Below are 16,757 nucleotides of genomic sequence, written 5' to 3' on the forward strand. Positions count from 1 at the left end.
ACGGGGAACACTGGATGGCGGAGCGGTGTCGAGCGCGTTGCCCGGCAACGACGATCAGTTCTGCCGCCCCGGCCCCGGCGGCGCGGAAGGTCCCTGACCGGGTGGCGGCTGCGGCGGAGGCGGCACCTCGCGCCCCCGTGGCCGCCGCTTCTGCGGCCCAGGTGGCGGCGCCATCGGCCGGACGACCGTCGGCGCGCCGTACACGTCGTCGGGCGAGCGCGGCCGTTCGGACGGCCGACCGTCGGCGGGTTCCCGCAGCCCGTCGGGCAACCGCAGATAGGGGTTGGTGTCGGGGTTCGCCGGCCGGTACGGCGCGCCCGGGGCGTACGGCCCGGGCCCCGGGGGGAGGTCAGGGGCGGGCGCGGCCACCGGGGGACCGGCGTCACCCAGTGCCAGCGGCGCCGCCCGCCGTCCCGCGGCCCCGCTCGCGTACGCCAGCAGCGCCCCCGCCGCCCCCGCGCCCGCACCCCAGACGGCGCCGAGCAGCAGCGCCACGCCCAGATGCCCGTGCAACCGGATCCCGGCGCCGAACGCGTCGATTCCGAACACCGACAGCGAGGCGTCCACGGACACGTCCGTCAGCCACGCCAGCAGCGGCAGCGCCAGTGCCGTCACGATGCCGAGCCGAAGAGCGCAGCGCCCGGCGAAACCGAGGGCACCCCGTCCTCGTGCAACGGGAGCATCCGGTGTTCCCACCGAAGCCGCATCCCGCCCCCGTACAAAAGGCGTACGCGAGGCGGCGAGGACGCCCGCGAACAGCATCATCACCGCGGTCGCGACCCCCAACAGCCACACCCGTCCGTCGAGTTCGGCGAGCCGGCCCAGGGTGACGGGCTGATCGGAGTCGACGCTCAGCAACTGGTCCAGCGGGTGCGGGAGCAGCTTGGCGAGCTCGCCGGTGGCCTTGCCGTCCCAGGGCACGAAGAGGCCGATCGGGATGCCCAGCCACACCCCGTTGGGCGCGCCCAGCAGCGCGGCACCCGCGATCAGCTTGGGATGGGGATCGCCGATCGCCGCGTACGCCGCCGCCGCGAGGCCCGCGAGGACCGCCACCAGGAACACCGTGACCAGCGCGGACGCGGCCGGGCGCACCGTCCGGTGCACGCCCTCCCAGCCGCGCGGCAGCGGGGAGCGCCGGGAGGCGAGCAGCGCGATCACCAGGATTCCGGCCGCCCAGGCCGCGCCGCCGAGCAGCGTGGGCACCGTGTCGACGGTGAAGCCCACGGCCGCCTGCGCCTGCACCAGGTCGCCGATCTTGCCGGGCAGCAGTCCGCCGAGGTCCCCGAGTCCGCCGGGGAGCTTGTCGGTGATGTTCCCGAGGCCGCCGCCGCCCGTCACCCGGTCGAGGCCGAGCTTGCTCCCGTCGATCGTGATGATGTCGTGCCCGGCCCAGGCGAGCCCGCCCAGCGTCGCCACGAACAGCACGACCACCGCGCCCGCGCGCGCGAGGAGTTCGGACGGCGCGATCACAACTCCCGCCCCGCGCAAGGAACGCAGGAAGAAGAAGGAGAGCAGGAGCGCGCCCACGAGCCCCACGCCCAGTGGCGTGATCTGTATGGCCGTGTGCGCCTCCGCTCCCTTCAGACCGAAGGCCGACACATCGCCGGACGGTTTGACCGCACCATTGGCCCCAAGAGCCACCACCGCCGCGGTCATCGGCCCGAGCGAGCCCGCCGCGTCCGCGCCGACCAGATGCAGACCGAGCGCGGCCGTGCCCGCCATCGCGATCAACGCCCAGCTCACCGAGGCGATCGCGGACAACAGCACATCCCCCCACGGCAGTCGCCCGCCGTGCCTCGCGGTGTCGATGCTCATCGTCAGACCCCCCGATCCGCGCCGCGGTGTCATCACCGCGGATGTCCCCCTCGCGTGGGATTACCACTCTCCGGGCCGGTTTCAACCCCGTCAACGGAAACGGGCAACCCGCCCGTACGCGCTCTTCACATGGCCCGACTTTCGGTCAGGTGGCTGCTCCTGAAATAGTTCCCCCCGATGTTCGACATCCCTAGACTCCCTGTGATGGGGGAACTTCGGGGGACAACTCAGTGGGGCATGGAGTGCCGGAACTCGTACTGGAATTGAATGGACGGACCTGGACGCTCGATGCGTCCAGGCCATACACCCTCGGACGTGATCCGCAGGGGGACGTCGTGCTCGACGACGCCAGGGTCTCCTGGCGTCACGCCACGATGAGCTGGGACGGCCGGAGTTGGGTCATCGAGGACCACGGCAGCACCAACGGCACCTTTGTGCAGGGGCAGCGGATCCACCGGATGGAGATCGGCCCCGGTTCGGCCGTGCACCTCGGCAACGCGACCGACGGCCCGCGCCTGAACCTCTCCGGCGCCGCGGCCGCCGTCGCGCAGCCTCAGCAGCAGCCCTACGCCGCGCAGGGCGCGAGCCCCGGCTGGGCGCAGCAGGCACCGCCGCAGCAGCAGACGCCGGAGAAGAGTCACCAGCAGCCGCAGCAGCCCGCGGCGCGCGTGCCGCAGCAGCAGGGACCCGGTGGTGGCGCGGGGGCGCCGCCGGTCTACGGCGACCGCAGCCCGACCACCTTCCACCAGCTCGACCTCGGGCGGGTGATGCGCATCGGCCGTGCGCTGGAGAACGAGCTGGTCGTCTCCGACCTCCAGGTCTCGCGCCACCACGCCGAGTTCCACGCGACGCCCGGCGGCCGCTTCGAGATCCGCGACCTCGGCTCGCACAACGGCACCTACGTCAACGGTCAGCCGATCGCCAAGGGCGGCTCGGCGCTGCTCGGCCCGAACGACATCGTCGGCGTCGGCCACTCGACGTTCCGCCTGGTCGGCGACCGGCTCGAGGAGTTCGTCGACACCGGTGAGGTCTCCTTCTCGGCCCGCCATCTGACGGTGACGGTCGACGGCGGCAAGCAGATCCTCAAGGACGTCTCCTTCGGCGTCCCCGAGAAGTCGCTCATCGCGGTCATCGGCCCCTCGGGCTCCGGCAAGTCGACGCTCCTGAAGGCGCTCACGGGCTACCGCCCCGCCAACCAGGGTGACGTCCTCTACGACAACCGGAACCTGTACAAGCAGTTCGCCGAGCTGCGTCAGCGCATCGGTCTGGTCCCGCAGGACGACATCCTGCACAAGGAACTCACCGTCAAGAAGGCCCTCAAGTACGCGGCCAAGCTGCGCTTCCCCGCCGACACCACGGCGGCCGAGCGTGAGGCCCGCATAGACGAGGTGCTGCGCGAGCTGAAGCTGGACATCCACAAGGAGAAGAAGGTCACCTCCCTCTCCGGCGGCCAGCGCAAGCGCGTCTCGGTGGCCCTGGAGCTGCTGACCAAGCCGTCGCTGATCTTCCTGGACGAGCCGACCTCCGGTCTCGACCCGGGCATGGACCGCGATGTCATGCAGCTGTTGCGCGGCCTCGCCGACGACGGCCGTACGGTCCTCGTCGTCACGCACTCCGTGGCCGAGCTGGCGATCTGCGACAAGCTGCTGGTGATGGCGCCGGGCGGCTCGGTCGCGTACTTCGGTCCGCCGGAGGAGGCCCTCAACTTCTTCGGGTACGAGACCTGGGCCGACGTCTTCTCCGCCTTCGAGAACTACCGCGACTACGACTGGGCGGGCCGCTGGAAGGGCTCGCAGCACTACCAGATGTATGCCGCGGACATCGACGCCGTCGCTCCGCAGTCGGCCAATGTGACACCGCCGCAGGCGATGAAGCCGCCGAAGCCGCAGGGCTGGTTCTCCCAGCTCAGCACGCTGGTACGGCGCTATGTGTCGGTGATCGTGTCCGACAAGGGCTTCCTGGCGCTGACAGTGATCCTGCCGGCCGTGCTCGGCGCGGTGAGCCTGCTCATCGACCCGGACAAGACCCTGCTGGTGAACCCGCAGGTGAACCCGAAGACGGGCGTGCACGTGCCGAACGGCACGGCCACCACGGTGCTGCTGATCCTCGCGGTCGGCGCCTGTTTCGCGGGCGCGGCGAACTCCGTCCGTGAGCTGATCAAGGAACGGGTGATCTACGAGCGGGAGCGCGCCACCGGGCTGTCACGCTCGGCGTACCTGATGTCCAAGGTGGTCGTGCTCGGCGTGGTCACGGTGCTGCAGGGCGCCATGGTCGGCGCGATCGGTTTCACCAGCCGCACCAAGCCCACCGAGGGCGTGGTCTTCGGCCATTCGGTGCTGCTGGAACTCACCATCCCGATCATGGCGCTGGGCTTCGCCTCGATGATGTTCGGCCTGGTCATCTCCTCGCTGGTGAAGACGGCCGAGAAGACCATGCCGCTGCTGGTCATGTTCGCGATCATCCAGGTCGTGTTCACCGGCTGCCTGTTCATCCTGAACGGCAAGATCGGCGTCAACGAGTTCTCGTACCTGATGCCCTCGCGCTGGGCGGTCGCCGCCGCCGGCGCCACGCTGGACTTCAACAACATCAGTCCGAACACGGACGACCCGTCCAGCACCGACCCGCTGTGGAACCACACGGCGTCCGCCTACGGCATGGACATCGTCGCGCTGCTCGTCCTCGCCGCCGTCTGCGGCTTCTTCGTGGCCCGCTTCCTGCGCCGCCACGAGCCCGAGGTCATGCGCAAGTAGTCCCGCGCGCACGAACGCCGAAGGGCGGCACCCCAACACCGGGGTGCCGCCCTTCGGCATACTCGTCAGAGGTCCGCGCAGGCCTCAGTACGCGCTGTTGACGTTGTCCATCGAGCCGTACTTGTCGGCCGCGTAGTTGGCGGCGGCAGTGATGTTGGCGACCGGGTCGTAGATGTTCCACGAGGTGCCGGGCACGTGGTACGCCTTGAACGTCGGCGGAATGACCTGCAGCAGGCCCTTCGACGGGATGCCGTTGATGGCGTTGATGTCCCAGCCGTTGATGGCCATCGGGTTGCCCGAGGACTCGCGCATGATGTTGCGGTGCAGCCCGTTGTAGGAGCCGGGGATGCCGTGCTTCTTCATGATGTCGAGCGACTGGCGGATCCAGCCGTCGAGGTTGTTGGCGTACGTCTTCGTGGCGTACGTGTTCGTGGCGGCGGTCTTCATGGCGACCGTCTTCAGGGCGACCGTCTCGATCGCGGGGCGCTGCACGGAGCGGCTCGCGGCCTGCACCTTGCGCACGTTCTCGGCGGCCTTCTTGGCGGCGGCCGCGTCGGCGGCCTTCTTGGCGGCGTCGTCGGCCGCCTTCTTCGTCGCCTCGATGGCCTGCGTCTTCAGGCTCGCACCGGCCTGCTGGTCGGTGACACGGGCCTGCACGTTCTTGATCGGCTGCTGGCTGAACGCGACCGGGGCCGCGGAGACGGCGGCGTCGCTCGTGGTGGCCTGCGTGTGGTTCGGCGCCAGCGAGAACGCGAGGGTCGCGGCACCGAGGGTGGCGACACCGGCGACCGAGAGCTTGTGGAGCTTCGTCAGCTTCGGACTATGGCCAGGAGTGCGGGTGTTCTTGGTCATGGCTGATGGACCTCTTCGAATAGCGCGGAGGTCGCTCCCGGTCCGGTGGGGGACAGAGTGTTTCCGGATCTGGCGCCGGGGGCCGAAACCCTCGGTGCTGAGCGACGGGTGCCATTCTTAGCGGCCGCAAAATACCGTGGCAAAGGTGTGACGTACGACGGAAGGTAGTAGGGCCAGTAGGGGCAAATCGGGGCAGACTGTCACGTCTGCCCCGCTCACTATGCCCGCCTTTATCTCCTATGCACCTTCGTACGTGATGTGCGCCCTATGTGCGGGCTCACATCGGCCCTATGGAATTCTCACGGGCAGTTGCTGGAGCAACGCTCAGTGTGAGAGCCTTCTTCCGGGAGGATGAGGTGCACGTCCCCGAACTCGTGCCAGAGATAGAGCCCGTTCAGCGCCTCGCCGTAGCTGCGCTCGATCGCCGCCCGTCCCGCGATCGCCTCCAGCATCAGCAGATGCGAGGCCTGAGGCTCGTGCAGCCCGGTCAGCAGCCCGTCCACCACCCGCACACCCCGCTCCGGGGTCACCACGAGGTCCGTCCAGCCCTTCCGGGCCCGGACCACCCCGCCGGCGTCAACGGCCGACTCCACGGCGCGTACGGCCGTCGTACCGACGGCGAGGATCCGCCCGTCTCCCGCTCTCGCGGCGTTGATCAGCCGGGCCGACGCCTCCGGCACCTCGTACCGCTCCGGATACGGCGGCTCATGGGCCTCCGCCGACGCGACACCGGTGTCCAGCGTGATCGGCGCGAACTGCACGCCCCGGCTCACCAGCTCCGCCACCAGGCGCGCCGTGAAGGGCCGCGCCGCGCTCGGCATCTCCGCACTGCCGCCGCCGTCGGCAGACGGCAGCGCGAACACCGTCTGGTAGACGGACAGCGGCTGGTCCCTCTGTGTGTAGGAGTAGCGAATGGGGCGCCCGTGGCGCCGCAGCAGCCCGAGCACGTCCGGATCCGACACCCGCCCCCACCACAACCGCGAGCCGTACGGCGTCAGCGGCTCCTCCAGTACGAGGCGTACGTCCCCGGCAAGCCGCACCTCCGTACCCGCGGGTCCGCCCGCGCGCGCACGTGTGGTGCCCCTTCCGTCGGGATCCCGCAGCTCGACGGCCCACCGCCCGTCATCGCCCCGCGTGGAGAAATGCACCACCACGCGCGCGTGCCCGATCCGCCCGTCCACGGCTGCCGCCAGCGTGGCGGAGGTGTTGACGATCAGCAGATCCCCCGCCCGCAGCCGCCCCGGCAGCTCCACGAACGCGTGATGCGACACCTCCGTACCGCACGACACGAGCAGCCGCACGGAATCCCGGTCCCGCCCGGGCCCGCGCTGCTCGGCCGGCACCCGCGCCGACCGCTCCTCCGGAACCCGCACGGTCGTCGTCATCGCACCTCCAGCAGCGCCGGAGCGCCGTAGCGGCCACTGGCAGGGCGTTCGTCCAGCAGCCGCAGAAAGGCCGGAACCACGCTGTCCGGCGTCGGCCGCGCATCGTCGTCGTCCGGTACGGCCGCCGCGTACAGGTCCGTGCCCATGTCCCCCGGGTCCACGGCCCACACCCGCACCCCGGGCTCCTCCACGCCGAGCACGGCCGCCAAGTGGTCCAGGGCGGCCTTGGACGCCCCGTACCCGCCCCATGTCTCGTACGCCTCCGCGGCCGCGTCCGAGCTGACGGCGACGACCGCGCCGGCCGGTGCGGCCCGCAGCAGCGGCAGCGCCTCCTGGACCAGGCCCAGCGCCGCGACCACGTTGACCTCCAGGGCGTGGCGCAGCCCGTCCAGGGTCAGCTCCTCCAGACGCACCAGCGGCTCGGCGCCCAGCGCGCTCGCGTTGTTCACCAGCAGGTCCACACCGCCGAGCCCGCGGGCCGCCGCCACCAGCCCGGCGCGGTGCCCGGCGTCCCCCACATCCCCGGGCAGCGCCTCCACCCGGGTCCCGTACGCGGACAGCGCCCGAGCCGTCTCCTTCAGCACTCCCGCGGTCCTGGCGTCGAGCACCAGATCCCAGCCGCGCGCCGCCAAGGCCGCGGCCAGCGCCCGGCCCAGCCCCTTCGAAGCACCCGTGATGATCGCTACCGGCATGACGTCCGTCCCCTCGTCCCAGCACCGCCACTCCGGGCGGGTGCCTTCAACGTAGGAACCGGGCCGCCCTCGCCGCCTCGTGCGCGGGCCCCAATGACCTGGGGCCCTTCGCCCTAGGCCCACCGGCCTAGACAGCCGCCACCACAGGTCGGATACGCACTGTCACACCCCGCCGGTACGTTGGGGACATGAGCCAAGGCCCCCGGTCCGGTCTGTACGCGGTGAGCTCCGCGCTGCTGGCCATGAGCAGGCACCTCGAGGTGCGCGACGTCCTCAAGACGATCGTCGCCTCGGCCCGCGAGCTGCTCGACGCGCAGTACGCGGCGCTCGGTGTGCCCGACGACCACGGAGGCTTCGCCCAGTTCGTGGTCGACGGGGTCAGCGACGCCCAGTGGAAGGCCATCGGCCCGCTTCCGCGCCAGCACGGCATCCTCGCCGCGATGCTGCACGAGGCCCGCCCCGAGCGCCTCGCCGACGTCCGCAAGGACCCCCGCTTCGAAGGCTGGCCCGCCGCCCACCCCGACATGTCCGACTTCCTGGGCCTGCCGATCCGCGACGGCGACGAGGTCATCGGCGCCCTGTTCCTGGCGAACAAGAACAGGACGAAGGAGAACCAGAAGGACTGCTCCGCACCGGACGGCGGCTGCGGCTTCACCGAGGACGACCAGGAACTCCTCACGATCCTCGCCCAGCACGCGGCGATCGCCCTGACCAACGCCCGCCTCTACGAGCGCAGCCGCGAGCTCACCATCGCCGAGGAGCGCTCCCGGCTCGCCCACGAGCTCCACGACGCCGTCAGCCAGAAACTCTTCTCCCTGCGCCTGACCGCCCAGGCCGCCGCCGCCCTCGTGGACCGCGACCCCGCACGCGCCAAGGGCGAACTGCACCAGGTGGCCATGCTCGCCGCGGAGGCCACCGAAGAGCTGCGCGCCGCCGTCATCGAGCTGCGCCCCGCCGCCCTCGACGAGGACGGCCTGGTCGCCACCCTGCGCACCCAGATACAGGTCCTCGACCGAGCCCACTCCGCGCGCGTGACCTTCGCCGGCCACGGGGTGCGGGCGCTGCCCGCCGCCCAGGAGGAGGCCGTGCTGCGCGTCGCCCAGGAGGCCCTGCACAACGCGCTGCGGCATTCTGGAGCCGGCCGCGTCGATGTCACCCTGGAGAAGCGCGGAACCGGCACCGTCCTGCGCGTCAGTGACGACGGCAGCGGCTTCGAGCCTACGGCGATCCGCGCCGCGGGACGCCACCTGGGCCTGGTCTCCATGCGCGACCGGTCGAGCGGGGTCGGCGGCACCCTCAGCGTGGAATCGGCGCCCGGAAAGGGCACCACGATCGAGATGGAGGTCCCTGGTGGCTGACGCAATCAAGGTGCTGCTCGTCGACGACCACCAAGTGGTCCGCCGGGGCCTGCGCACCTTTCTCGAAGTGCAGGACGACATCGAGGTCGTGGGCGAGGCGTCCGACGGCGCCGAAGGGGTCGCCCGCGCAGAGGAGCTGAAGCCCGACGTCGTCCTCATGGACGTCAAGATGCCGGGCATGGACGGCATCGACGCGCTGCGCAAGCTCCGTGAACTCGCCAACCCCGCGCGCGTGCTGATCGTCACCAGCTTCACCGAACAGCGCACGGTCGTCCCGGCCCTGCGCGCGGGCGCCGCCGGCTACGTCTACAAGGACGTGGACCCCGACGCTCTCGCCGGAGCCATCCGCTCCGTGCACGCCGGGCACATCCTGCTCCAGCCCGAGGTGGCGGGCGTCCTGCTGTCCCAGGAGGAGGCCAACTCGGGCCAGGGGAGAGGCGGATCGCTCACCGAACGGGAGCGCGAAGTGCTCGGCCTGATCGCGGACGGCCGCTCCAACCGGGAAATCGCACGCGCGCTCGTCCTCTCCGAGAAGACCGTCAAGACGCATGTCTCGAACATCCTGATGAAGCTCGACCTCGCCGACCGCACACAGGCCGCGCTCTGGGCCGTACGCCATGGGGCCGCGGGCTGATCGCCCGCGCGGCGGCGGCAACTCGGAGGGTTCCCTTCCGGGCTGAGATTCATACCGTCGTGTGTATGTCACCCGGATGGCGCATCCTCCGGGGATCCCGGCCGTTCTCCAGTGCGTGCCGCGGCGACTGCCGCGGTGATCGCTAGGGAGGGCTCAGAAGTGAAGAACCTGAAGAAGGCCACGGCTGTCGCGATGGTGGCCGGCGGGCTGGTCGCCGCCGGTGCCGGTATGGCGTCCGCGACGGACGGCTCGTGGGCGGGCGGCAACGCCGCGGGCTCCCCGGGCGTCGTCTCGGGCAACGTCATCCAGGCCCCGATCCACATCCCCGTGAACGCGGTCGGCAACAGTGTGAACGTCATCGGCGTCCTGAACCCCGCCTTCGGCAACCTGGGCCTCAACCACTGAGACCCAAGCCCCCACCACCCCCACCGGCCTCCCAGGCTCCCCTGGGAGGCCGCTGCCGTGTCCCCCCGGAGGGGCGCGGGGAACTGCGCGCCAAGCCCCCACCCACCCCCAGCCAACAAGCGCACCCGGAGGTCTGGGGGCGGAGCCCCCAGGTACGGGATGGGACGGGTAGGGGCGGCGGGGGCGCAGACAGCCCTAGCGACCCCCTCGCTCCCGCTCCTCCACGAACGCGTTGTACGCAGCCACCTGCGCCCGCCGAGCCGTCCGCTCAACCGGCCGCAACGCCAACGCCCGCGCCGAGATCTCCGACGCACTCACCGCCCCGCCATGCCCGTTCTCGTACGCGACGGAGATCAGCAACCCCACCCGCTGGGCCAGCTCCAGCACCCGCACCGCACGCGGCGGATACCCGGGCGCCAACACCTCCCGCCCCCGCTCGGCCCGCGCCCGGTACGCGTCGACCGCCGCCTCGGCGACCGGCCCCGACCCCGCCACGTCGAGCCGCGACAACACCTCCGTCGCCTCACGCAGCGCCTCCGCGAGCTCCCGCTCGGCCTCACCGAGCGAGGGCACATCCGCCGGCGGCGCCTCCCGCACGGCGAGGCAGTGCCACACCACCTCGACATGGACATCACCCGCGGGCCCGGCCTCGTACACCTCGGGAACGAGCCCGAGCGCCGCCCCGTGGCAGACCACCGCCTCCTCCGCGTCGAGGGCGCGCGCATTGAAGTCCGGCGGCCCGCTCAGCCCGAGCGGATGCCCCGGCGCGGGCAGCGCGACCCGCAGTCCTTTCACCCCGATCGCGCGAAGCCGGCCGAGGGCGAGCGTGAGCCCGACGGGACCGGACTCACCCGGCAGCCCCTCGACCCGGTGCACCGCGTCCTCACCGACGATGGCGAGCACCGCGTCATCCGGTGAAACAAGTCCGGCCAAAAGGGCATTTCCCCATGCGGCCAGGCGTCCTGAGCGTGGTTCCGAGAGCATGCCTCCACCCTAAGGACCGACCGATGGATGGGAGCGACCGACCGGTGGCGTAGGTTTTCCCTGGGGGCTGCGTCCACAGACGTAAGCGACGGTCGAGACTGCAATGGGAGACAACGCGCTCATGAGCGATGTACTGGAGCTGGAGGACGTGTCCGTGGTCCGAGAGGGCCGGGCTCTGGTGGACCAGGTCTCCTGGTCGGTCAAGGAGGGGGAGCGCTGGGTCATCCTCGGCCCGAACGGCGCCGGGAAAACGACCCTCCTGAATCTCGCCTCCAGCTATCTCTTCCCCAGCCAGGGCACCGCCACCATCCTCGGCGAGACCCTCGGCAAGGTCGACGTCTTCGAGCTGCGCCCGCGCATCGGCGTGGCCGGTATCGCCATGGCCGAGAAGCTCCCCAAGCGCCAGACCGTCCTGCAGACCGTGTTGACGGCCGCCTACGGCATGACCGCGGGCTGGCACGAGGACTACGAGGACATCGACGAGCAGCGCGCCCGCGCCTTCCTCGACCGCCTCGGCATGAGCGACTACCTGGACCGCCGATTCGGCACGCTCTCCGAGGGCGAGCGCAAGCGCACCCTGATCGCCCGCGCCCTGATGACCGACCCCGAGCTGCTGTTGCTCGACGAGCCCGCCGCGGGCCTCGACCTCGGCGGCCGCGAGGACCTCGTCCGTCGCCTCGGCCGCCTCGCCCGCGACCCGATCGCCCCCTCCATGATCATGGTCACGCACCACGTCGAGGAGATCGCTCCCGGCTTCACCCACGTCCTGATGATCCGTCAGGGCAAGGTGCTCGCCGCGGGCCCGCTCGAACTCGAACTCACCTCGCGCAACCTCTCCCTCTGCTTCGGACTCCCGCTCGTCGTCGAGCAGGTCGGCGACCGCTGGACCGCGCAGGGCCTTCCGCTGGCCTGAACACCCGGTACGAGCCCCTTCTCCGCCGATCTGCGCCCTGTCCGCGCCCGGCCCGCGGACCTACCATGACCATGTGAACGACATCAACGCATGGGTGTGGTGGCTCGTCGGCGCGGCCGCGCTGGGCATCCCGCTCGTGGTGACCGCGATGCCGGAGTTCGGCATGCTCGCCCTCGGCGCCGCAGCGGCGGCGGCGACAGCGGGCCTCGGCGGCGATGTCGTCTTTCAGGTACTCGTCTTCGCCGTCGTCTCGTTCGCCCTCATCGCCGTCGTACGACCCGTCGCGGCCCGGCACCGCGCCCAGCGGCCCCAACTCGCCACCGGCGTCGAGGCGTTGAAGGGGAAACAGGCCATCGTCCTGGAACGGGTGGACGGTTCGGGTGACGGCCGGATCAAACTCGGCGGAGAGATCTGGTCGGCGCGCGCTCTCGACGCCGGACAGGCCTACGAAGTGGGCCAGGAGGTGGACGTCGTGGACATCGAAGGAGCCACGGCGATTGTGATGTGACCTCGTGCGACGCAAGTGAACCGAACGCCCCACGTGGCAGACGACGGTCTGTCAGACTCGTCGAGCAAGATCTTCAACAACCATAAGATCTTTCGGACATACCGAGGCGGAGAAGGGTACGGGGAGCATCGATGGCACCCATCATCATCGTCCTGATCATTCTGGTGGTGTTGGTATTCATCGCCCTGATCAAGACCATCCAGGTCATCCCACAGGCCAGCGCGGCCATCGTGGAGCGCTTCGGCCGCTACACACGGACCCTGAACGCGGGCCTGAACATCGTGGTCCCGTTCATCGACTCGATCCGCAACCGCATCGACCTGCGTGAACAGGTCGTGCCGTTCCCGCCGCAGCCGGTGATCACCCAGGACAACCTGGTGGTCAACATCGACACGGTCATCTACTACCAGGTCACCGACGCACGCGCCGCCACCTACGAAGTCGCCAGCTACATCCAGGCGATCGAGCAGCTCACCGTCACCACCCTGCGTAACATCATCGGTGGCATGGACCTGGAGCGGACCCTCACCTCGCGCGAGGAGATCAACGCGGCCCTGCGCGGCGTCCTCGACGAGGCCACCGGCAAGTGGGGCATCCGCGTCAACCGCGTCGAACTCAAGGCGATCGAACCGCCCACCTCCATCCAGGACTCGATGGAGAAGCAGATGCGCGCCGACCGTGACAAGCGCGCCGCGATCCTCACCGCCGAAGGCATCCGCCAGTCGCAGATCCTCACCGCCGAAGGTGAGAAGCAGTCCGCGATCCTGCGCGCCGAAGGTGAGGCCAAGGCCGCCGCCCTGCGCGCCGAGGGCGAGGCCCAGGCCATCCGTACGGTCTTCGAGTCCATCCACGCCGGCGACGCCGACCAGAAGCTCCTCGCCTACCAGTACCTCCAGATGCTCCCCAAGATCGCCGAGGGCGACGCCAACAAGCTCTGGATCGTGCCCAGCGAGATCGGCGACGCCCTCAAGGGCCTGAGCGGCGCCATGGGCAACTTCGGTCCCATGGGCGGCGGTTCGGGCAACGCGGGCACCGAGCGCCGCGAGAAGCCGTCCGTCACCGACTGACACCCTGGTCCCTACGACGATGGGGCCCGCCTCCTGCCTTTCGGCGGAGGCGGGCCCCATCGTCGTAGGAACTGCCGGTCCTAGGCCGCTGGCTGGGCCAGCCATTCCGGGAGGGCGTCGAGGTCGTCACGGCCCAGCGCCAGCAGCATCGCGTCCGCGGGCGTCGGCTCGAACGGCTGCCGCAGCAGCGGCATACCCGCCTGCTCCGGAGTCCGGTCCGCCTTGCGGTGGTTGTCCTCCGCGCAGGACGCGACCGTGTTCAGCCAGGAGTCCCGGCCGCCCTGCGCGCGCGGCACCACGTGGTCGACCGTCGTCGCCCGCCTTCCGCAGTACGCGCACCTGTGCCGGTCGCGTACCAGCACACCGCGCCTCGACCACGGCGCTTGTCTTCGGAAAGGCACCCTTACATACCTGCACAGCCTTATGACCCGGGGCACGGGTATGTCCAGCGCTGCACCGCGCATACGGAGTTCGGGGTGGGCCTGCTCGACGACAGCCTTGTCCTGCAGCACCAGAACGACGGCTCGGTTCAACGTCACCGTCGACAGCGGCTCAAAGCTCGCGTTCAGAACCAGCGTGTCCCGCATCCAGCCCACCTCCCGTGCGCACCGGCCCACCCCCTGGCGGGCTTGGATCAACTCTGGCCGGGCACGCCGAGATGGACAACGCAATAAAAATGCCCGCCCCTGATCACTTCCAAGACCAGAGGCGGGCAAACGTTCAGTGAACGTGAGTCTTCACCGCTTTACGCGGGCGACGCGTACTCTCCCATCAGCTGGGCGCGCGCCAGCGTGTGGAACCGCAGATTGAATCCCACGACGGCCGGCGACACCTCCGCGTCGGGACCGAGCTTCTCCTGATCCACGGCGTACACCGTGAACACATACCGGTGCGCGGGATCCCCGGCCGGCGGCGCCGCGCCACCGAAGTCCTTGGACCCGTAGTCGTTGCGCACCTGAACGGCGCCCTCCGGCAGTCCCTCGAACTTGCCGCTGCCCGCACCCGTCGGCAGTTCCGTCACCGAAGCGGGAATGTCGAACACCACCCAGTGCCAGAACCCGCTCCCCGTCGGGGCGTCCGGATCGAAGCAGGTCACGGCGAAGCTCTTGGTCTCCGGCGGGAAGCCGTCCCAGCTCAGCTGCGGCGAGGTGTTCCCGGCCGCGTAGACCTGAGCGTCCTTCAGCACCCCGCCCGCCTCGACGTCCTCACTGGTGACCGTGAAGGCCGGAACGGGCGGATGGAAGTCATGGGGAAGCGGCGGCCTCTTGAGCTCGGTCACGGCAGAACCTCCTGAACGGTGGAATCTCTCGACCCGAGCCTAGAACCAGCTGCGCTTGCTGCCGACCTCGGACAGCCACTGGTTCAGGTACGCGGCCCAGTCCGTGCCCTGGTAGTCGTGCAGCCCCACCCGGAAAGAGCGGTACGAGTCGCTGCCCTCGGTGAAGAGGCCCGGCTTCTTGTCCATCTCCAGGATGACGTCCATCTCGTGGTCGTCCGCGACGAAGCTCAGCTCGACCTGGTTCAGCCCGCGGTACTGCGACGGCGGGAAGAACTCGATCTCCTGGTAGAACGGCAGCTTCTGCCGGGTGCCCCGGATGTGACCGCGCTCCATGTCCGCGTTCTTGAAGCGGAAGCCAAGCTGGATGAAGGCGTTCAGGATCGCCTGCTGCGCCGGCAGCGGGTGCACGTTGATCGGGTCCAGGTCACCGGAGTCCACGGCACGCGCGATCTCCAGCTCGGTGGTCACACCGATGTGCATGCCCCGCAACGCCTGCCCGTCGATCGTGGTGATCGGCGTCTCCCACGGGATCTCGAGCCCGAAGGGAACGGCGTGCACGGCACCGGCCTGCAGTTCGAAGGCCCCGCCGAGTCGCAGCTTCGTGAACTTGATGTCCTGCTTGTACTCCTGGTCGTCGTGTCCCTCGACCTCGACCTTGGCCTGGAGCCCGACCGACAGCCCCTCGATGGCCTGGTTCACGGACCCGCCCTGGATCCGCACCTCACCCTGCACGACACCACCCGGAACGACGTTGACCTCGGTCAGCACCGTCTCGACCGAAGCCCCACCGGCTCCCAGGCTCGCAAGCAGCCGCTTGAACCCCATGTTTCTTCCTCCCCAGGCAACGCCTGTGCTCCGTCGTACATCCTTCTGGATCCTTGATCCCTACAAACGCGATCCGACCACGGCCGGTTCCGCGCCCTCACCCTTACAAGGAGGGCGCTCCCTGACCACCCGTAGAAACGCACCTGTCCGCACGGACACGCACTCGCGCGGACCCCTACGGCACAGTCCCCCACCCGGCCGCATCCGTCCGGGCCACTGGACTACGCTCATACGCCATGATCGCGGCCCCTGACCGTACGCCCATCACTCGCGACTTCTTCGACCGCCCCGTGCTGGAGGTCGCCCCCGACCTGCTGGGGCGCATCCTCGTGCGCACGACACCGGACGGTCCGATCGAGCTCCGTCTCACGGAGGTGGAGGCCTACGACGGCCCGAACGACCCCGGCTCCCACGCCTATCGCGGTCGCACGGCCCGCAATGACGTGATGTTCGGTCCGCCGGGGCATGTATACGTCTACTTCACCTACGGCATGTGGTTCTGCATGAACCTGGTGTGTGGTCCCGAGGGCAACCCGAGCGGGGTCCTCCTCCGTGCCGGGGAGATCATCGAGGGCGCCGAGCTCGCTCGCAAACGTCGACTCTCGGCCCGAAATGACAGGGAACTGGCCAAAGGGCCCGCGCGCCTGGCCACGGCCCTCGGCGTGGACAGGGCCCTCGACGGCGCCGACGCCTGCGGCCCCGAGGGCTCCCCGCTGACCCTCCTGACGGGCACCCCCGTCCACTCCGACCAGGTACGCAACGGTCCGCGTACCGGAGTGGCCGGTGACGGGGGCGTCCACCCCTGGCGCTTCTGGGTTGCCAACGACCCCACCGTGAGTCCTTATCGGGCCCATGCGCCACGCCGTCGCTCAACTTGACTCGCCCCTGGGGGGTCCGTAATGTAGCCCGAGCCGCTTGACCCGGGTACGGCGTTCAGCCAGCAGCCGGAAGTGGCCAACCCACTACCTACGACTTCCCCTCAGCGGGGGAGAATTCGGCGTGCCTGCATGCCTGAATTCCGGCCCGCGGAACTCGATTATGAGTTGCCGAGGGAATCGGCTAGCGTAGTGAATGTCGAAAGGCCGCGAAGCGAAAGCATTCAAAGCCGGTAGACAGAATCCCTCTCCGACAGGGAATCGGACACGAAAGAGTCTGATAGAGTCGGAACCGCCGGAAAGGGAAACGCGAAAGCGGAAACCTGGAAAGCACCGAGGAAATCGGATCGGGAAACGGTCTGATAGAGTCGGAAACGCAAGAACAAAGCAAGACAGCAAGACCGAAGGGAAGCGC

Annotated in this window: 16 protein-coding genes; 8 read left to right on the forward strand and 8 right to left on the reverse strand. The window is 69.8% G+C overall.

Annotation, left to right across the window (positions count from 1 at the left end):
* Nucleotides 1-54 precede the first annotated feature (54 nt).
* Nucleotides 55-1,815, reverse strand: coding sequence for a streptophobe family protein (locus tag ACZ69M_RS30965; RefSeq protein WP_470054955.1), 1,761 nt, complete (start codon nucleotides 1,813-1,815; stop codon nucleotides 55-57).
* Between the two features lie 242 nt (nucleotides 1,816-2,057).
* Here ACZ69M_RS30965 and ACZ69M_RS30970 point away from each other — a divergent pair, with 242 nt between their 5' ends.
* Nucleotides 2,058-4,565 carry an ABC transporter ATP-binding protein/permease gene (locus ACZ69M_RS30970; protein ID WP_470054957.1) on the forward strand — a complete coding sequence of 836 codons (2,508 nt, stop codon included), beginning with the start codon at nucleotides 2,058-2,060 and terminating at the stop codon, nucleotides 4,563-4,565.
* An 84-nt stretch (nucleotides 4,566-4,649) separates the two neighbouring features.
* Here ACZ69M_RS30970 and ACZ69M_RS30975 read toward each other — a convergent pair whose 3' ends face one another.
* The 3 genes from ACZ69M_RS30975 to ACZ69M_RS30985 form a co-directional block, all read right to left on the reverse strand.
* Nucleotides 4,650-5,417 (reverse strand): transglycosylase SLT domain-containing protein, encoded by a 768-nt coding sequence (locus ACZ69M_RS30975; RefSeq protein WP_470054959.1) that lies wholly within the window; start codon nucleotides 5,415-5,417, stop codon nucleotides 4,650-4,652.
* A gap of 299 nt (nucleotides 5,418-5,716) precedes the next feature.
* The gene (locus ACZ69M_RS30980) at nucleotides 5,717-6,802 is read right to left on the reverse strand and encodes an S-adenosylmethionine:tRNA ribosyltransferase-isomerase (RefSeq protein ID WP_470054961.1); all 1,086 of its coding nucleotides are present in this window, start codon (nucleotides 6,800-6,802) and stop codon (nucleotides 5,717-5,719) included.
* Nucleotides 6,799-7,494: an SDR family NAD(P)-dependent oxidoreductase gene (locus ACZ69M_RS30985; RefSeq protein WP_470054963.1), complete on the reverse strand. Its 696-nt coding sequence runs from the start codon at nucleotides 7,492-7,494 to the stop codon at nucleotides 6,799-6,801. The genes ACZ69M_RS30980 and ACZ69M_RS30985 overlap by 4 nt, the downstream gene beginning before the upstream one ends.
* Before the next feature lie 188 nt (nucleotides 7,495-7,682).
* Between ACZ69M_RS30985 and ACZ69M_RS30990 the strand changes: the two genes are divergently transcribed.
* The 3 genes from ACZ69M_RS30990 to ACZ69M_RS31000 all read left to right on the forward strand — a co-directional run bounded on the left by ACZ69M_RS30990 (nucleotide 7,683) and on the right by ACZ69M_RS31000 (nucleotide 9,891).
* Nucleotides 7,683-8,852, forward strand: coding sequence for a GAF domain-containing sensor histidine kinase (locus ACZ69M_RS30990; RefSeq protein ID WP_470054965.1), 1,170 nt, complete (start codon nucleotides 7,683-7,685; stop codon nucleotides 8,850-8,852).
* Nucleotides 8,845-9,486, forward strand: a complete 642-nt coding sequence (locus tag ACZ69M_RS30995) for a response regulator (protein WP_054232215.1) — start codon at nucleotides 8,845-8,847, stop codon at nucleotides 9,484-9,486. Before ACZ69M_RS30990 ends, ACZ69M_RS30995 begins: the two co-directional genes overlap by 8 nt.
* A 159-nt stretch (nucleotides 9,487-9,645) precedes the next feature.
* A complete protein-coding gene (locus tag ACZ69M_RS31000; protein ID WP_054232214.1) occupies nucleotides 9,646-9,891 on the forward strand; it encodes a chaplin in 246 nt (81 codons plus the stop codon).
* Between the two features lie 195 nt (nucleotides 9,892-10,086).
* On the opposite strand, the gene ACZ69M_RS31005 is transcribed toward ACZ69M_RS31000, so the two are convergent.
* The gene (locus ACZ69M_RS31005) at nucleotides 10,087-10,875 is read right to left on the reverse strand and encodes a hypothetical protein (protein WP_470054968.1); all 789 of its coding nucleotides are present in this window, start codon (nucleotides 10,873-10,875) and stop codon (nucleotides 10,087-10,089) included.
* 121 nt (nucleotides 10,876-10,996) lie between these two features.
* Here ACZ69M_RS31005 and ACZ69M_RS31010 point away from each other — a divergent pair, with 121 nt between their 5' ends.
* The 3 genes from ACZ69M_RS31010 to ACZ69M_RS31020 all read left to right on the forward strand — a co-directional run bounded on the left by ACZ69M_RS31010 (nucleotide 10,997) and on the right by ACZ69M_RS31020 (nucleotide 13,363).
* Entirely contained in the window at nucleotides 10,997-11,788 is a 792-nt protein-coding gene (locus tag ACZ69M_RS31010) for an ABC transporter ATP-binding protein (RefSeq protein ID WP_352051741.1), read from the forward strand.
* A gap of 73 nt (nucleotides 11,789-11,861) precedes the next feature.
* Entirely contained in the window at nucleotides 11,862-12,296 is a 435-nt protein-coding gene (locus ACZ69M_RS31015; RefSeq protein ID WP_352051742.1) for an NfeD family protein, read from the forward strand.
* 131 nt (nucleotides 12,297-12,427) lie between these two features.
* Nucleotides 12,428-13,363 carry an SPFH domain-containing protein gene (locus tag ACZ69M_RS31020; protein WP_054230569.1) on the forward strand — a complete coding sequence of 312 codons (936 nt, stop codon included), beginning with the start codon at nucleotides 12,428-12,430 and terminating at the stop codon, nucleotides 13,361-13,363.
* 80 nt (nucleotides 13,364-13,443) lie between these two features.
* Here the strand turns inward: ACZ69M_RS31020 and ACZ69M_RS31025 are convergent, their stop codons facing one another.
* The 3 genes from ACZ69M_RS31025 to ACZ69M_RS31035 form a co-directional block, all read right to left on the reverse strand.
* A complete protein-coding gene (locus ACZ69M_RS31025; protein WP_190170393.1) occupies nucleotides 13,444-13,950 on the reverse strand; it encodes an HNH endonuclease in 507 nt (168 codons plus the stop codon).
* A 158-nt stretch (nucleotides 13,951-14,108) separates the two neighbouring features.
* On the reverse strand, nucleotides 14,109-14,642 hold the full coding sequence (locus ACZ69M_RS31030) for a YbhB/YbcL family Raf kinase inhibitor-like protein (protein ID WP_470054971.1): 534 nt from the start codon (nucleotides 14,640-14,642) through the stop codon (nucleotides 14,109-14,111).
* Nucleotides 14,643-14,681: 39 nt separating this feature from the next.
* The gene (locus tag ACZ69M_RS31035; protein ID WP_470054973.1) at nucleotides 14,682-15,467 is read right to left on the reverse strand and encodes a sporulation protein; all 786 of its coding nucleotides are present in this window, start codon (nucleotides 15,465-15,467) and stop codon (nucleotides 14,682-14,684) included.
* Nucleotides 15,468-15,703: 236 nt separating this feature from the next.
* Between ACZ69M_RS31035 and ACZ69M_RS31040 the strand changes: the two genes are divergently transcribed.
* On the forward strand, nucleotides 15,704-16,345 hold the full coding sequence (locus ACZ69M_RS31040) for a DNA-3-methyladenine glycosylase (RefSeq protein WP_382192712.1): 642 nt from the start codon (nucleotides 15,704-15,706) through the stop codon (nucleotides 16,343-16,345).
* Nucleotides 16,346-16,757 lie beyond the last annotated feature (412 nt).

The sequence above is a fragment of the Streptomyces sp. NPDC107454 genome (genome assembly GCF_055582885.1).

What these genes read in the sequence shown, in the direction of transcription:
- ACZ69M_RS30975 (WP_470054959.1), bottom strand. Translation starts at nt 5,417, where the DNA reads ATGACCAAGAACACCCGCACTCCTGGCCATAGTCCGAAGCTGACGAAG.
- ACZ69M_RS30980 (WP_470054961.1), bottom strand. Translation starts at nt 6,802, where the DNA reads ATGACGACGACCGTGCGGGTTCCGGAGGAGCGGTCGGCGCGGGTGCCG.
- ACZ69M_RS30965 (WP_470054955.1), bottom strand. Translation starts at nt 1,815, where the DNA reads ATGAGCATCGACACCGCGAGGCACGGCGGGCGACTGCCGTGGGGGGAT.
- ACZ69M_RS31020 (WP_054230569.1), top strand. Translation starts at nt 12,428, where the DNA reads ATGGCACCCATCATCATCGTCCTGATCATTCTGGTGGTGTTGGTATTC.
- ACZ69M_RS31035 (WP_470054973.1), bottom strand. Translation starts at nt 15,467, where the DNA reads ATGGGGTTCAAGCGGCTGCTTGCGAGCCTGGGAGCCGGTGGGGCTTCG.
- ACZ69M_RS31025 (WP_190170393.1), bottom strand. Translation starts at nt 13,950, where the DNA reads ATGCGGGACACGCTGGTTCTGAACGCGAGCTTTGAGCCGCTGTCGACG.
- ACZ69M_RS31040 (WP_382192712.1), top strand. Translation starts at nt 15,704, where the DNA reads ATGATCGCGGCCCCTGACCGTACGCCCATCACTCGCGACTTCTTCGAC.
- ACZ69M_RS31005 (WP_470054968.1), bottom strand. Translation starts at nt 10,875, where the DNA reads ATGCTCTCGGAACCACGCTCAGGACGCCTGGCCGCATGGGGAAATGCC.
- ACZ69M_RS31010 (WP_352051741.1), top strand. Translation starts at nt 10,997, where the DNA reads ATGAGCGATGTACTGGAGCTGGAGGACGTGTCCGTGGTCCGAGAGGGC.
- ACZ69M_RS30985 (WP_470054963.1), bottom strand. Translation starts at nt 7,494, where the DNA reads ATGCCGGTAGCGATCATCACGGGTGCTTCGAAGGGGCTGGGCCGGGCG.
- ACZ69M_RS30990 (WP_470054965.1), top strand. Translation starts at nt 7,683, where the DNA reads ATGAGCCAAGGCCCCCGGTCCGGTCTGTACGCGGTGAGCTCCGCGCTG.